Source organism: Microbacterium sp. BG28, assembly GCF_034044005.1.
Taxonomy (GTDB): domain Bacteria; phylum Actinomycetota; class Actinomycetes; order Actinomycetales; family Microbacteriaceae; genus Microbacterium.
In genome coordinates this window covers 906,064-921,965 of the sequence record NZ_JAXCHA010000003.1, presented here as the reverse complement: position 1 = coordinate 921,965, position 15,902 = coordinate 906,064, and the positions used below count along the sequence as shown (strand labels likewise).

Here is a 15,902-nt window from a genome sequence, read left to right as displayed (position 1 = left end):
TTGTAGGCGCGCAGCTCCCCCGGACCCGCACGCGCCGCAACCCCTCGGCTCCGCGCGCGCGAGATCGTATTCTGCCCCGATGAGCACCCCGAAGAAGACCGCCCGGCGTCTCGAGCGCAACCCGCGTCTGCGCACGCTCGCGAAGGCGGGGTACGCGGCGACCGGCGTCGTCCACGTGATGCTGGGCGGCATCGTGCTCGCCGTCGCGTTCGGTGCGGACGGCGATGCCGACCAGTCCGGGGCGTTCCAAGCACTGGCGGCCTCGCCCGCGGGTCTCGTCGCGCTGTGGGCGGTGGCGCTCGCGCTCCTCGCTCTGGCGCTGTGGCACGCGGTGGCCGCGTTCGCAGGGGCGGGCGAGAAGAGCTCGTGGTCTCGACGTCTATCCGAGGCGGGTCAGGCCGTCGCATTCGCCGCGCTCGGCACCATCGCGATCTCGGTGGCCGTCGGTGGCCGATCGGATGGAGACGCGAGCGTCAAGCAGACCAGCAGCGGAGTCCTCTCGATCCCGGGCGGGCCGTTCATCCTCGGCGCGGTGGGCGTCGGGGTGCTCGTCGCGGGCATCGCGTTCGGGGTGATCGGCGTGCGACGAGGTTTCCGGAAGGAGCTATCGGTTCCGGTCGGGACGATGGGGACTCTCGTGGTGACGCTGGGCGTCGTCGGCTATGTGGCCAAGGGCGTGTCGCTCGCGACAGTGGGCGTGCTGCTGGGCGTGGCCGCGGTCCGCGTCGATCCGCAGGAAGCGGGTGGCCTGGACGGCGCGGTGCGATCCCTTCTCGCACTGCCCGCGGGCCCGGTCATCGCGATCGCGGTGGGCGGCGGGCTGATCGCCTACGGACTGTTCTGCCTGTTCCGGGCGCGATACGCCCGTCTCTGAGGCGTCCCGGTCCGCCCGCGGTGTTGCCGATGTCCGTGCGGGAACGGCAAGCTGGCACGATACCCGTCGACCAAGGAGCGAGATGACGTCCTCCCCCGCTTTCCGCGGCTACCCGTTCCAACCGGCAGATCCGGGACTCATCGGGCTGCTCGGTTTCGTGATCGCGACACTGACCGCGCAGCTCGCGCATCTCGGACTGCAGGACGAGAACCCCGTGTTCTGGATCGGGGCCGCCTTCGGCGGCGTTGTGCAGGTGACGGCCGGAATGCTCTCCTACTTCATCGGAGACGACTTCCACTTCATCGTCTACAACGCCTTCGGCTGGTACTGGATCGTCGTCCCCGGCTTCCTCCTGGGCGAGGAGCTCGGCTTCTTCGAGGTCACCGCGCAGGCGCGCGGACTCTTCTCGTTGATCTTCGCCGTGCTGGCGCTTCTGTTCGCCGTGCCCGGGGCCCTGCACAACAGGGTTCTGCCCATGACTCTGATCTGCGTCGCCGGAGGACTCGGCCTGCAGTCCGCCGGAGCCTTCGCCGACGCGCCTGTGCTGGGATCCGTCGGATCGGTGCTTCTGCTGGCCGCATCCGCGCTGGCGCTCTACATGCTTGTCGAGAAGTTCCTGTGGCGCACGATGCACCGCCGCCTGCTGCCGCTCGGCCGCCCGTGGCTGCGGAGCGAACCCGCGTCCGAGAGCTGAGGCTCAGCTCTCCTGCAGGAGCCGGTACGCCGCCTCGAGCGCGACCTTTTCGCGTGAGCCCGTACGGCGGTCCCATACCTCGACGAGCCCCTCGGCCGCATCACGGCCGACGACGACGACGCGCGGGATGCCGACCAGCTCGGCGTCGCCGAACTTGACGCCGGGCGAGACCTTGGGCCGGTCGTCGTAGAGCACGTCCATGCCTCGGGACTCGAGCTCGGCGCTGATCTGCTCCGCCAGCTCGAAGACCGCGGCATCCCGACCCGCAGCCACGACGTGCACGTCGAACGGCGCGACGGAAGCGGGCCAGATGAGGCCCTTCTCGTCGTTGTTCAGTTCGGCGATGATCGCCAGGATGCGGGTCACGCCGATGCCGTAGGAGCCCATCGTGACGGTGACGAGCTTGCCGTTCTCGTCGAGCACCTTGAGCCCCAGCGCCTCCGCGTACTTGCGCCCGAGCTGGAACACGTGCCCGATCTCCATGCCACGCGCGAGCGTGACAGGGCCCGAGCCGTCGGGGGCAGGATCGCCCTCGCGCACGTTCGCGACGTCGACGGTGCCGTCGGCGAAGAAGTCACGTCCGGCGACGAGCGAGTGCACGTGCTTCTGGTCGATGTTGGCGCCGGTGACCCAGCTCGTGCCGTCGACGACACGCGGGTCGAGCAGGTACCTGATGCCGGTGGCGGACTCTTCGCCCAGCACGGCGCCCTCGGGCGACCAGGGCCCGATGTAGCCCTTGACCAGCAGCGGGTGGGCCGCGAAGTCCGCCTCGGCGGCGGGCGCGACCTCGGCCGGTGCGAAGGCGACCTCGACGCGCTTGTCGTCGACCTCGCGGTCGCCGGGGAGACCGATGACGACGAGCTCGCGTGAACCGTCGAGGTGTGTGAGCGCCAGCACGACGTTCTTGAGCGTGTCGGCGGCGGTGTACTCGCCCTCGAGCACCGCGTTCATGTGGTCCACGAGCGTGGCGATCGTCGGGGTGTTCGGCGAGTCGAAGACGACGGGCTCCGGCAGACCCGCGATCGGCCCGGCCTCCGGTGCCGCGGTCGTGTAGGCCTCGACGTTGGCCGCGTACCCACCGGCGGAGCGCACGAAGGTGTCTTCACCGACGGGCGTGGGGTGCAGGAACTCCTCGGAGCGCGATCCGCCCATCGCGCCCGCATCCGCCTGCACGATGACGTACTCGAGACCGAGCCGCTGGAAGATGCGCTCGTAGGCGTCGCGCTGCGCCTGGTAGGAGGCATCGAGCCCCGCATCCGTCGCGTCGAAGGAGTAGGCGTCCTTCATCGTGAACTCGCGACCGCGCAGCAGACCGGCGCGGGGACGCGCCTCGTCGCGGTACTTGTCCTGGATCTGATAGATCGTCAGCGGGAGATCCTTGTAGGACGAGTAGAGGTCCTTCACGAGCAGAGTGAAGGCCTCCTCGTGCGTCGGGGCGAGCAGGTAGTCGCCGCCCTTGCGGTCCTGGAGGCGGAACAGCAGGTCGCCGTACTCTTCCCAACGACCCGTGGCCTCATACGCACCGCGGGGCATGAGCGCCGGGAAGTGCACCTCCTGCGCACCGGCCGCCGCCATCTCCTCACGCACGACCGTCTCGATCTTCGCCTTCACACGCAGCCCCAGCGGGAGCCACGCGAAGATGCCGGCCGCCTGCGGGCGGATGTAGCCGGCGCGGATCAGCAGCTTGTGGCTGGCGACCTCGGCGTCGGAGGGGTCCTCGCGGAGCGTGCGGAGAAAGAACGTTGACAGACGTGTGACCACGATTCCCAGTCTACGGATGCGGCGGCCCGCCGTGAGCGCGAGGGTCACGGCGCCCCGGGCTCAGCCGACCGCCTCTTCCAAGGCGTCGATGATGCGCACTCCGAGCTCGCCCAGGGCATCATCGCTCGGGCTCGCGCCGTCGACCGGCGCCCCGACCCGAACCAGGTTGACCCCGTCGGACACGACGACGTACTTGTTGTGGCCCTCCCACGGATCGTCGTCGGGCAGCGTCCACGCCGAGTAGCTCCCACGCACGGCGAGAGGCGATGCCCCGCTGACAGACGCGAAGTCACTCGCGTTGGTCGCACCACCGGAGATCGTCCTGACGGACACGTTCCCGCCGGCACCCACCGTGAAGGTGCAGCCGCCCACAGCTCCCCGCCGAGAAGGAATCTCCCCGGGATAGATCTGAGACGGCGATTGTCCCTGAGGTGGGGAGACGACCGCGACCGTCACCGGCGCCCCCAGGACGCCCGCCACGTCGACAGACGCGGTCACGTCATCGCAGCTCACCGCCGGCCACCACTCATCGACCGGCTCGGCAGGTGCCGGGCTCGGCCACTGCGTGGCGCGCTGGAACGCCGTATCCATCAGACCCGCCGGGTCCGGACCGCTCTGTCCCACCGCGACGGCAGAGACCGACATCCACACACCGTCGCGGACCCCGGTGAGCGTGCAGCTGTTGGAGGCCGCGTCGCAACGGGAGGCCTCCTCGAGACCCCCGAGGAACGGCTCCACAACACTCAGCGGGTATGCCCACATGGTCAACTTCTGCTCGCCGTATCCGGGGTCGTTGCTCCACGTGCAGCTCAAACCCCCTTGAGCGGCGAGAGAGCCGTCCGCCCACGCCCCCGCCATCGGCTTCATCGTCACGCCGAAGAACTCCCCGACCTCGTCCGTCGTGATCGCGTTCGCGCAGACTCCGCCGAAGGGCTGGACCCCGCGCGCGCTGGCAGGTGCCTCCGTAGGCGTCGGCGTCGGCGTCGGCGTCGGCGCGGTGGTCTCGATCGGGGTCGCGACCCGGTCCGGGCTGCCCATCGCGGTCAACGCGACCGCTCCCACGACCGCCGCGACCAGCACGACCGCCGCGCCACCGGTGATCGCCTGCATCCGACGCCGCCGGGCGGCACGCATCCGTCCCGCGCCCGCCGTCACCAGCGCGCGCAGCTCGTTCTGCTCACCGGCGGACAGCCGGTCATCGTTCACGCCCATGACGCCTCCACCTCCGCCATCTCGTCGCGGAGCTTCGCTTTCGCCCGCGCCAACCTCGACTTCACGGTTCCCGCAGCGACACCCAACGTCTCGGCGACCTCCCGCTCCGAATAGCCCTCCAGCACCGCCAGCACGACAACTGCCCGCTCCCGCTCCGGCAACCTCCGCAAAGCGGCGAGCACCCCGGTCTCATCCGACGCCGCCGGCGCATCGACATGACGCTCCGCCGGCGTCTTCGCCAGCAACGCCCGATACCGCCTGGCCGAACGCTCCAGATTCCGCGCCGCATTCGCCACCGTCACCAACAGCCACGGCAGCACGGAGCCATCCACCACACGCACCGACGCCCGCTTGCGCCACAGCTCGAAGAACGCCACCGCCACCGCATCCTTCGCATCCTCGTGATCCCCCAACAACCGGAACGCATGCCGGAACACCCGCCCCTGATGCAGATCGAACACATCCCCCAACGCCGACTCATCGCCGGCACGCACCCGTTGCCACAACGCGGCTTCAGCATCTCTCACACTCTGAAGTGTCCGGCATCGCTCGTTCGGTTCCCGAACTGCGCAGATTCATCCGAACCCGACGGCGTACGCACGGCGAAGCGTCTCTCGCGCGCCTCCCCGCCCCCTCACGTTCACGTCCGCACCGAGGGCCGTGCAGATGTCGCGGGACGGCGCGCCGATTTGACCGGCACCCTGTCATAGTGCGCAATATATTGCATGCCGATCCCCACGCAGACGCTTCCCCCGCGACCCTTGTTGCGCGACGAGGTCTACGTGCGGCTGCGCGACGCGATCGTTGACGGCACCCTCGCGCCCGACGAGCAACTGCGCGACACCGAGATCGCCGCGTGGCTCGGAGTGAGCCGGACGCCGGTCCGAGAAGCACTGCTCGAGCTCGGTCGATCCGGGCTCGTAAGAGCGCTCCCGGGTCGCTCCACCGTCGTCGCGCCGATCGACCCGCAGAGCGTCCGCGACGCGCAGGCGGTCGTCGCGGCCATGCACCGACTGGCGGTCGAGACGGCGATCCCCCGCCTGACCACAGATGACCTCGAGCGGATGCGGGAGGCGAACGCCGCCTTCACCGCCGCGCACGCGGCCGGCGACGTCGAGACCGCCCTCGCCGCCGACCACGCGTTCCACGACATCGCGCTCGCCGCATCCGGAAACGCCGCGGTTCGCACCGTTCTGGCGCAGTACGAGCCTGTCCTTCAGCGCGCCGAGCGCCTGCGCTTCGGCTCGACCGAGGGGCACGTCTCGGCCGCACGCCACGCGCGACTGATCGAACTGTGCGCGGCAGGAGATGTCGCCGGCGCCGCTGCCCTCGCCGAACAGACCTGGCAGAGCCTCGCCATCGAACAGCCGCAGACCCCTGACACCCCGACACCCGAGGAGCATTCCGCATGAAGCTCGACCAGTTCCCCCGCCACCCGCTCACCTTCGGGCCCAGCCCGTTGCAGCACCTGAAGCGCATGAGCCAGCACCTCGGCGGCGCCCAGGTGTGGGCGAAACGCGAAGACGTCTCCAGCGGACTCGCCTTCGGCGGCAACAAGGTCCGCAAGCTCGAGTACATCGTTCCCGACGTGCTCGCTTCGGGAGCGGACACCCTCGTCTCTATCGGCGGCTACCAGTCGAACCACACCCGCGCGGTCGCCGCCGTCGCCGCCCACCTGGGACTGAAGGCCCGCCTGGTGCAGGAGAAGTGGGTGCCCTGGGACGACCCCACCAACGACAAGGTCGGCAACATCCTGCTCTCCCGCATGATGGGCGCCGACTCGCGGCTCGACGACGCGGGCTTCGACATCGGCATCCGCGACTCGTGGCGGCAGGCTCTGGCAGAGGTGGAGGATGCCGGCGGCACGCCGTATCCGATCCCCGCCGGCGCGTCGGAGCACCCGCTGGGCGGCCTCGGCTTCGCCAACTGGGCGTTCGAGGTGGCTGAGCAGGAGAAGCAACTCGGCGTGTTCTTCGACACGATCGTCGTGTGCACGGTGACCGGCTCCACGCACGCCGGCATAATCGCGGGTTTCGCCGCGCTGGAGGACCTCACCGGGGTGAAGCGCCGGGTGCTCGGCATCGACGCATCCGCGACACTCGCCAAGACGCGTGACCAGGTCGGCCGCATCGCGCGTGCGACGGCCGAGCTCATCGAACTCGGGCGCGACCTGCGCGACGATGAGGTCCAGGTACTCGAAGGCTGGGCGGGTGAGCTCTACGGCATCCCGGTCGATTCGACCATGGAGGCGATCGCCCTCGGCGCTCAGCTCGAGGCGATGATCACCGACCCCGTCTACGAGGGCAAGTCGCTCGCCGGGCTCATCGACCTCGTCGGCTCCGGCGACATCCCCAAGGATTCCACCGTGCTCTACGCGCACCTCGGCGGTCAGCCCGCCATCAACGCCTACCACTCCCTCTGGAGCTGACCACGACAGCGAGAACGCCCCGCATCTGTCGCTCGGATGGATGCGGGGCGTTCTTGCGCGTGGCGTGGCCTGCGCACATGCGACGCAACTCGGGCAACAGCGGGCGGGACGACCCCGCGAGCGGATGCGGGCGGGTCAGGCGGTGACGACCTGCGCGGTGCCGAGGGGGGCGTCGGGGCCCATCTCGGCGGCGATGCGATTCGCCTCGGCGATCAGGGTCGCGACGATCTCGCTCTCGGGCACGGTCTTCACGACCTCGCCCTTCACGAAGATCTGCCCCTTGCCGTTGCCGCTGGCCACACCGAGGTCGGCGTCGCGCGCCTCACCGGGTCCGTTGACGACACAACCCATGACGGCCACGCGCAGCGGCACGGTCATGTCCTTCAGCCCTTCGGTGACGTCGTCGGCAAGGGTGTAGACGTCGACCTGCGCGCGGCCGCACGAGGGGCACGAGACGATCTCGAGCTTGCGCTCGCGCAGGTTCAGCGACTGCAGGATCTGGTGGCCGACCTTGACCTCCTCGGCCGGCGGCGCGGAGAGCGAAACCCGGATGGTGTCGCCGATGCCCTCTGAGAGGAGGATGCCGAATGCGGTCGCCGACTTGATGGTGCCCTGGAAGGCAGGACCCGCCTCGGTGACACCCAGGTGCAGTGGCCAGTCGCCCCGCTCGGCGAGCAGACGGTACGCCTTGACCATCACGACCGGGTCGTTGTGCTTGACCGAGATCTTGAAGTCGTGGAAGTCGTGCTCCTCGAACAGTGATGCCTCCCAGACCGCGCTCTCCATGAGCGCTTCAGGGGTGGCCTTGCCGTACTTCTCCAGCAGACGCTTGTCGAGCGAACCCGCGTTCACGCCGATCCGAAGCGAGACGCCCGCCGCCGACGCCGCCTTGGCGATCTCGCCCACCTTGTCGTCGAACTGGCGGATGTTGCCCGGATTGACCCGGACCGCGGCGCATCCGGCATCGATCGCCTGGAACACGTACTTCGGCTGGAAGTGGATGTCGGCGATGACGGGGATCTGGCTCTTCTTGGCGATGATGTGCAGCACGTCCGCGTCGTCCTGACTCGGAACCGCCACACGCACGATCTCGCACCCGGAGGCGGTCAGCTCCGCGATCTGCTGCAGCGTCGCGTTGATGTCTGTCGTCTTGGTCGTCGTCATCGACTGCACGCTGATGGGGGCGTCTCCACCGACGAGCACCTTGCCGACCCGGATCTGACGGCTCTTGCGGCGCGGGGCGAGGATTTCCGGGACGCGCGGCATCCCGAGGTTCACGGCTGGCACGCGATCAGCCTACGCGCCCGCTGCTGTGTGCGGACCGAGGCTTGCCACCTGCATCACCCGTACCGCAGCGAGCGGCCATGGGCGGATGTGGTACTTTCTCGCCATGCACACGAACCGCACCTGGTGGCACACCGCGTAGGCGGTGTGCGTGTGCGACACGGACCGCCCCCGGGCGGTCCTTCTTCATGAGGCGGCCGCTTTCTGGACGAAGGAACGACCAAGATGGACAACGCCGCCTCCCTGCTCAGCGACCTGGCCGCATCCGCTGTGCCCTTCGCGCTCATCGCGCGCGACACGCACACCGTCGAGGTACTCACCGGCGACGTCGTGGACGTCGAGCTGCTCGCCGACATCCCGCTGCACGACGCAGACGGCACGCCCCGCGAGGTGCTGGCGCTGGTGCCGTACCGGCAGGTACGCGAGCGCGGTTTCGTCTGCCACGACGACGGCGCGCCGTTGCGCTGTCTCGTCGTCACCGACCACCGCTCGCTCCCTCGCGACGAGGTGCTCGCGGCCCTCCCCACGGCCCCGATTCCCCTGGAGGATGCGGGCTTCGACATGTCGGACGAGACGTACGCGGACATCGTCCGCACCGTGATCGCCGACGAGATCGGTCGCGGCGAGGGCGCCAACTTCGTCATCCGGCGGGACTTCACCGCGTCCGTGGCGGCCGATCCGCGCATCACCGCGCTCACCTGGTTCCGCGCGCTGCTCGAGCACGAGCGTGGTGCGTACTGGACCTTCGCGGTGGTCACCGACGGACACGTCGCGGTCGGCGCGAGCCCCGAGGCGCACGTGAGCGCACAGGGCGGCATCGTCACGATGAACCCCATCTCCGGCACCTTCCGCCACCCCGAGACCGGCGCGACGGTCGAGACGCTGGCCGAGTTCCTGGAGTCCACCAAGGAGACCGAAGAACTCTTCATGGTCGTCGACGAGGAACTCAAGATGATGAGCGCCGTGTGCTCCGACGGCGGACGCATCACAGGCCCGCACCTCAAGGAGATGTCGCGGCTCACGCACACGGAGTACATGCTGCGTGGCTCGTCGCGACTCGACCCTCGTACGATTCTGCGCGAGACGATGTTCGCCCCGACGGTCACCGGCTCGCCCATACAGAACGCCTGCACCGTGATCGCGCGACACGAGACCGAACCACGCGGCTACTACTCGGGCGTCGCGGCACTCTTCACCCCCACGACGGATGCGGAGGGCACCGGCCACGACCTCGACGCCCCCATCCTCATCCGCACCGCCTATCTCGTCGACGGTCGCCTGCGGGTGCCGGTCGGCGCCACGCTCGTGCGCCACTCGGACCCGGACGGCGAAGTCGGCGAGACGCACGGCAAGGCCGCTGGGGTGCTGGGCGCCATCGGCGCCGTCCCCCGCACGCGCGTCGCGGACCCCGACGCACCCGCCGCTGCCCGCCCGCTCGCGGACGATCCGGACATCGCCGCTCTCCTCGCCTCGCGCAACGCCCGCCTCGCGGCGTTCTGGTTGAACCCGCAGGGTGGCTCCGCCGACGGCACGTTCGCGGGTCGAACGGCGGTCGTCGTGGACGCGGAAGACCGTTTCACGACGATGCTCGCGCACCAGTTGCGCCACCTCGGTCTCGAGACGTCGATCGTCGACTGGAGTGCCGCCGACGCCGCCGCGCTCGATGCGGCCGACCTCGTGATCGCGGGCCCCGGCCCCGGCGATCCGCGCGACGACGACAGCCACCGCATCCGTCGGATGCGTGAGATCGTCGGCGCCCGACTGGACGCCCACCGCCCGCTTCTCGCCGTGTGCCTGAGCCACCAGATCCTCGCAGACCGCCTCGGCATCGTGCTCGCACCGCTGGCGCGCCCGCACCAGGGGCTGCAGCTCGAGGTGGACGTGTTCGGGGAACCCGCATCCATCGGCTTCTACAACACCTTCACCGCACGCGTCGCGCCGGGCACCTCGGTCATCGACGGTGTCGAGGTGTCGGCCGATCCGGTGTCCGGCGACGTCTATGCGCTCCGCGGAGACGGGTTCGCCTCGGTGCAGGGGCACCTCGAATCCATCCTGTCCCGCGACGGAATGCGGACCCTCGAGCGCCTCATCTCCGCCGCCCTGGGAGCACCGGTCGCCTGAGGCTCAGATCAGCGACAGCGGGTTGATCAGGTCCGCCAGGATCAGCACGCCGCCCATGACCGCGAGCGCCGCCACGACGACGAACGTCAGCGGAACGAGCTTCGTGGCATCGACGGGGCGGGGTGCGGGGCGATGCGCGATGCGCGCCCACCACCTCTTGATGCCGTCCCAGAGCGCGACGACGACGTGACCGCCGTCGAGCGGCAGCAGAGGCACGAGGTTGAAGACGAACAGCGCGATGTTGAGCGATCCCAGCAGGCCGATGATTCCCGCGACGCGATTGACGATCGGAGAGGATGACGACGCCATCTCCCCGGCGATCACGCCCGCGCCCACCACGCTCAGCGGACCGTTCGGATCGCGTTCGGCGCCCGTGACGAGCGTCGATGCCGTCTCGGCCACCATCACCGGCAGCTTGACGATGATGCCGGCGACGGCACCCACGTTCTCGATCGCCGCCTGGGGGCCCGCCCACAGCGGCTGAGCGACCAACGCGCCGGTGGGTCGCACCCCGATGAAGCCGATCTCCGTGCTCGCGTCGTCCGCCGTGGGGACGGCTGCCGGAGTGATCGTCACAGTGCGCTGCGTGCCGTCCCGGTCGATGACGAAGTTCATCGCCCGCCCCGGCGACGCCTGGATGAGCGCGGTCGCCTCGGTGAAGTCGGCCACCGTCTGGCCGTCGATCGACACGATGGTGTCCCCCGGCTCGAGACCGGCCTGCTCGGCCGGCGCGGAGGCGGACGCGCAGTCCTGAGACGTGGACGAGACCGGCACGCACTCGCTGAGCGAGGAGACGGTCGTCGTCGCCGTCTGCACGCCGAACCCACTGAAGAGGATCGTGAAGAGCACGATCGCCAGGATCAGGTTCATGAGGGGTCCGCCCAGCATGATGATGACTCGCTTGTAGACGGGGAGGCGATAGAAGGTGCGCTCCTCGGCGCCGATCAACGTCTCCGCGTTGGCCTCGCGCGCGTCCTGCACGAGCGTGCGGAAGAAGCGGGACGAGACCCGCCGACGAGCCGCGCGGCCATGCGTTCCCGCATCCTCATCCATCGCAGGCGCGGGCGGGTACATGCCCGCCATCGAGATGTAGCCGCCCAGCGGCAGCAGCTTGACGCCGTACTCCGTTTCGCCGCGGCGCCGCGAGAACAGCGTCGGGCCGAACCCGATCATGTACTGGCCGACGCGCACACCGAACGCTTTGGCGGGCACGAGATGACCGATTTCGTGGAGGGCGATCGAGACGGCGAGGCCGACGATGAGCACCACGACACCGATCACGAAGGCGAGGATCGTCACCGCACCACCGTAGCGGCGACGTCTTTGAACGAGCCGTGCACGGCCGCGGCGAACGACGAGCACGGACCACGTCTGATTGAATGGAGGGCCATGTCATCGCCCGCGAATCTGCCCCCGGTCCTGCGCCCCGAGAACCCTCCGACGCGGGCGCTGGGCGACCTCGCGAGCCGCTTCGGAGCAGAGGTCCGCGGCGACGCGCAGGGCGTCTCGCTGCACGGGATCACGCTCGCGACCGCCGATCTCCGCCCGGGTGAGGCCTTCGTCGCCCTCCGGGGCGTGAACCGTCACGGCGCCGAGTTCGCGGCCCAGGCGATCGAACGCGGCGCGGTCGCGATCATCACGGATGCGGCGGGCGCCGACCTCATCGGCACGCCCGCTGTCCCGGTGCTCGTCCTCGAGAATCCGCGAGCACGGATGGGCGAGCTGTCCGCGTGGGTCTACGGCACGGGCGTCGACGACGACCTTCCGCTGCTGTTCGCCACCACGGGGACCAACGGCAAGACGAGCGTCTCCCACCTCCTGGAAGGCATGCTGTCGCAGCTCGGCGTCGTCACCGGGCTCTCGTCCACCGCCGAGCGTCACATCGCGGGGCAGGTGATCGTCTCCCGCCTGACCACTCCCGAGGCATCCGAGTTCCATGCCCTTCTCGCGCTCATGCGCGAGCGGGGCGTCGAGGCGGTCGCCGTAGAGGTGAGCGCGCAGGCGCTCAGCCGCCATCGTGTCGACGGGATCGTCTTCGACATCGCCGCTTTCACGAACCTCACGCACGACCACCTCGACGACTACGCCGACATGCAGGAGTACCTCGAGGCGAAGCTCCCGTTGTTCCGCCCCGACCGCGCCCGCCGCGCCGTCATCTCGCTCGACTCGGCCGCGGCGGCCGAGGTCGTGGCACGGTGCGAGATCCCCTTCACGACCATCGCGACACCCGACATCGCGGCGGATGCCGAGCTCGCCGCGACCGCCCAGTGGCGCGTCGAGATCATCGACGAGCGCCAGGAAGGCACGCGGTTCGCGCTGCACGGTCCTGCCGGCGAGCACCTCGAGACGGTGGTTCCCGTCATCGGTCGCCACATGGCGGCCAACGCGGCGCTCGCGATCGTCATGATGTACGAGGGCGGCTATCCGTGGCAGCGTCTTGTGGACGCGTTGGACGGCTCACGCATCGACGCCTACCTGCCGGGTCGCACCGAGCGAGTATCGGGCGATGCGGGGCCTGCGGTGTACGTCGACTTCGGACATTCGCCCGATGCCTTCGAGAAGACCCTCGCGGCGGTGCGTCGCGTCACCCCCGGCCGCGTGCTGATGCTGTTCGGCGCCGACGGCGACCGCGATGCGACAAAGCGCCACGACATGGGACGCACCGGCGTCGAGGGTAGCGACATCCTCGTCATCACCGACCACCATCCGCGCTTCGAGGAACCGACCTCGATCCGGGCGACCCTCATCGAGGGGGCTCGCCGCGCGCGTCCGGATGCCCAGATCCACGAGTTCTCGCCGCCCGAGCGCGCGATCGTCGAAGCCGTCGCTCTGGTCGGCGAGGGCGACGCGATCCTCTGGGCCGGACCCGGTCACCAGGATTACCGCGACATCCGCGGGCAGCGCACACCCTACTCGGCCCGCGAGCTCGCTCGTCGCGCGCTGCGGGACGCAGGGTGGCCCGTGCCCGAGCCGCGCTGGCCCGTTCCCTACGAGGACTGACCCGTCTTCGTCCCCTCTGCGGCGACCCGCGCCGTGCGCAGGACCTTGGTCCCTGGTGCGCCGAGAACCTTGTTGTTCCCACACAAGGAAGTCAGTGGTCTGACCTCTCTGATTATTCACGGCGTGCACGCTCAGAACACCGCCGCGACCCGGGTCTAGCGTGACAACAGGCCCGCCGGGCGGGCGCCCGACGACGAGCACCACCCCGACGCGACCGGCCCCACGAGGACAAGGAAGCGACATCATGAGCATCGTCACCCCCGCAGGAGTATCCCGCGACGCACAGGACGCCCAGCCCCAGGCCTGGGACGGCTTCACGGCCGGCCCGTGGCAGGACGGCGTGGACGTGCGCGACTTCATCCAGCGCAACTACACCCCGTACACCGGCGACGGCTCGTTCCTCGCCGGTCCCACCGAGCGCACGACGCGAGTGTGGAACACACTGGCCGCCATGTTCCCCGAGGAGCGCGAACGCGGCGTCTACGACATCGACCCCTACACGCCCGCCGCCATCACCGCCCACCAGCCGGGCTACATCGCAAAGGACGACGAGCTGATCGTCGGCCTGCAGACCGATGCGCCTCTCAAGCGCGCCATCATGCCGAACGGCGGATGGCGGATGGTCGAGGGCGCCCTCAAGACCTACGGCTACGAGGTCGACGAGACCCTCAAGGCGATCTACACGCAGTACCGCAAGACCCACAACGAGGGCGTCTTCGACGTGTACTCCCCCTCGGTGCGCGCCGCCCGCCGGTCGCACATCATCACGGGCCTGCCCGACGCCTACGGTCGCGGCCGCATCATCGGCGACTACCGCCGCGTGGCGCTCTACGGCGTCGACGCGCTCATCGCCGCGAAGAAGATCGACAAGCTGGGCCTCGACACGACGCCGTTCACGGAGGACATCGTGCGCGCTCGCGAAGAGCACGCCGAGCAGATCCGTGCGCTGGGCGAGCTGAAGCAGATGGCCGCCTCCTACGGCTACGACATCTCCGGACCCGCCACGAACGCCCGCGAGGCCGTCCAGTGGCTCTACTTCGCCTACCTCGGTTCGGTGAAGGAGCAGAACGGTGCCGCGATGTCGCTCGGTCGCACCTCGACGTTCCTCGACGTGTTCGTCCAGCGCGACCTCGAACGCGGAGTGCTCACCGAGAGCGAAGCGCAGGAGATCATCGACGACTTCGTCATCAAGCTGCGGATCGTGCGGTTCCTTCGCACCCCGGAGTACGACCAGCTGTTCTCCGGCGACCCGACGTGGGTGACCGAGACGATCGGCGGCGTCGGCGAGGACGGTCGTCCGCTGGTCACGCGCACCTCGTTCCGCTACCTGCAGACGCTCTACAACCTGGGGCCCGCACCCGAGCCGAACATGACCGTGTTCTGGAGCGAGCAGCTGCCTGAGGGCTTCAAGAACTTCTGCGCGCAGGTCTCGATCGACACCTCGGCCGTCCAGTACGAGTCGGATGACCTCATCCGCGCCCAGTGGGGTGACGACGCAGCGATCGCCTGCTGCGTGTCCCCGATGCGGGTCGGCAAGCAGATGCAGTTCTTCGGCGCCCGCGTGAACCTCGCCAAGACCCTCCTGTACGCCATCAACGGCGGACGCGACGAGGTCACGGGAGAGCAGATCGCGCCCGAGGAGACGCCCGTCGGCGACGGCCCCCTCGACTACGCCGACGTGGACGCTCGCTTCGACCGGATGATGGACTGGCTCGCCGCAACCTACGTGGAAGCACTGAACTGCATCCACTGGTCGCACGACAAGTACGCGTACGAACGTCTCGAGATGGCGCTTCACGACAAGGACGTGCTGCGCACGATGGCCTTCGGCATCGCCGGGCTCTCGGTCGCCGCGGACTCCCTCTCCGCCATCAAGTACGCCACCGTCACTCCGATCCGCGACGAGCGCGGCATCGTCGTCGACTACCGCACCGAAGGGGTCTTCCCCGCCTACGGCAACGACGACGACCGGGCCGACGCGATCGCCGTCGAGCTCGTCGAACGGTTCATGGCGAAGCTTCGCCGCCACCCGATGTACCGCAACGCGCTGCCGACGCAGTCCGTGCTGACGATCACCTCGAACGTGGTCTACGGCAAGGCCACGGGCAACACCCCCGACGGACGCCGTGCCGGCGAGCCGTTCGCACCGGGCGCCAACCCGATGAACGGACGCGACACCCACGGGATGCTGGCCTCGGCCCTCTCGGTCGCGAAGGTGCCGTACACCGAGGCCCAGGACGGAATCTCGCTGACCAACACGATCGTGCCGGCCGGCCTCGGTCGCACGGCGGACGAGCGTTCGCGCAACCTGGCGGGCCTGCTGGACGCGTACTTCAGCTCCAACGGGTACCACATGAACGTCAATGTGCTGAACCGCGAGACGCTTCTGGACGCCATGGAGAACCCCGATGCCTACCCGCAGCTGACGATCCGCGTGTCCGGCTACGCCGTGAACTTCGTGCGGCTGACGCGTGAGCAGCAGCTCGACGTGCTGTCCCGCACGTTCCACGGGGGGATGTGAGACTCTC

The 15,902-nt window shown here is 69.3% G+C and carries 12 protein-coding genes; 7 read left to right on the top strand and 5 right to left on the bottom strand.

Annotated features, from left to right (window positions below; all coding sequences use genetic code 11):
* Positions 1–79 precede the first annotated feature (79 nt).
* Complete coding sequence (locus SK224_RS15355) at positions 80–874, top strand: DUF1206 domain-containing protein (protein WP_320435514.1); 795 nt, start codon at positions 80–82, stop codon at positions 872–874.
* A gap of 82 nt (positions 875–956) precedes the next feature.
* Positions 957–1,568, top strand: coding sequence for an acetate uptake transporter family protein (locus SK224_RS15350; RefSeq protein ID WP_320435513.1), 612 nt, complete (start codon positions 957–959; stop codon positions 1,566–1,568).
* Positions 1,569–1,571: 3 nt separating this feature from the next.
* Here SK224_RS15350 and SK224_RS15345 read toward each other — a convergent pair whose 3' ends face one another.
* The 3 genes from SK224_RS15345 to SK224_RS15335 are packed head-to-tail and all read right to left on the bottom strand — an operon-like array spanning position 1,572 to position 5,068.
* Positions 1,572–3,329, bottom strand: coding sequence for a proline--tRNA ligase (locus SK224_RS15345; RefSeq protein ID WP_320435512.1), 1,758 nt, complete (start codon positions 3,327–3,329; stop codon positions 1,572–1,574).
* 60 nt (positions 3,330–3,389) lie between these two features.
* Positions 3,390–4,541 carry a hypothetical protein gene (locus SK224_RS15340; RefSeq protein ID WP_320435511.1) on the bottom strand — a complete coding sequence of 384 codons (1,152 nt, stop codon included), beginning with the start codon at positions 4,539–4,541 and terminating at the stop codon, positions 3,390–3,392.
* Entirely contained in the window at positions 4,532–5,068 is a 537-nt protein-coding gene (locus SK224_RS15335) for a sigma-70 family RNA polymerase sigma factor (RefSeq protein ID WP_320435510.1), read from the bottom strand. The genes SK224_RS15340 and SK224_RS15335 overlap by 10 nt, the downstream gene beginning before the upstream one ends.
* 198 nt (positions 5,069–5,266) lie before the next feature.
* Between SK224_RS15335 and SK224_RS15330 the strand changes: the two genes are divergently transcribed.
* Both SK224_RS15330 and SK224_RS15325 read left to right on the top strand, forming a co-directional pair.
* Positions 5,267–5,953 carry a GntR family transcriptional regulator gene (locus tag SK224_RS15330; RefSeq protein ID WP_320435509.1) on the top strand — a complete coding sequence of 229 codons (687 nt, stop codon included), beginning with the start codon at positions 5,267–5,269 and terminating at the stop codon, positions 5,951–5,953.
* On the top strand, positions 5,950–6,969 hold the full coding sequence (locus SK224_RS15325) for a 1-aminocyclopropane-1-carboxylate deaminase (RefSeq protein ID WP_320435508.1): 1,020 nt from the start codon (positions 5,950–5,952) through the stop codon (positions 6,967–6,969). Before SK224_RS15330 ends, SK224_RS15325 begins: the two co-directional genes overlap by 4 nt.
* A gap of 135 nt (positions 6,970–7,104) precedes the next feature.
* Here the strand turns inward: SK224_RS15325 and ispG are convergent, their stop codons facing one another.
* Entirely contained in the window at positions 7,105–8,235 is a 1,131-nt protein-coding gene (gene ispG / locus SK224_RS15320; protein ID WP_234075467.1) for a flavodoxin-dependent (E)-4-hydroxy-3-methylbut-2-enyl-diphosphate synthase, read from the bottom strand.
* 243 nt (positions 8,236–8,478) lie between these two features.
* On the opposite strand from ispG, the gene SK224_RS15315 reads away from it, so the two are divergent.
* Positions 8,479–10,374 (top strand): anthranilate synthase family protein, encoded by a 1,896-nt coding sequence (locus SK224_RS15315; RefSeq protein WP_320435507.1) that lies wholly within the window; start codon positions 8,479–8,481, stop codon positions 10,372–10,374.
* Between the two features lie 3 nt (positions 10,375–10,377).
* Here the strand turns inward: SK224_RS15315 and SK224_RS15310 are convergent, their stop codons facing one another.
* Entirely contained in the window at positions 10,378–11,673 is a 1,296-nt protein-coding gene (locus SK224_RS15310) for a M50 family metallopeptidase (protein ID WP_320435506.1), read from the bottom strand.
* 90 nt (positions 11,674–11,763) lie between these two features.
* Here SK224_RS15310 and SK224_RS15305 point away from each other — a divergent pair, with 90 nt between their 5' ends.
* Positions 11,764–13,374, top strand: a complete 1,611-nt coding sequence (locus tag SK224_RS15305; RefSeq protein WP_320435505.1) for a UDP-N-acetylmuramoyl-L-alanyl-D-glutamate--2,6-diaminopimelate ligase — start codon at positions 11,764–11,766, stop codon at positions 13,372–13,374.
* Positions 13,375–13,618: 244 nt separating this feature from the next.
* The gene (pflB, locus tag SK224_RS15300; protein WP_320435504.1) at positions 13,619–15,895 is read left to right on the top strand and encodes a formate C-acetyltransferase; all 2,277 of its coding nucleotides are present in this window, start codon (positions 13,619–13,621) and stop codon (positions 15,893–15,895) included.
* Positions 15,896–15,902: the final 7 nt, after the last annotated feature.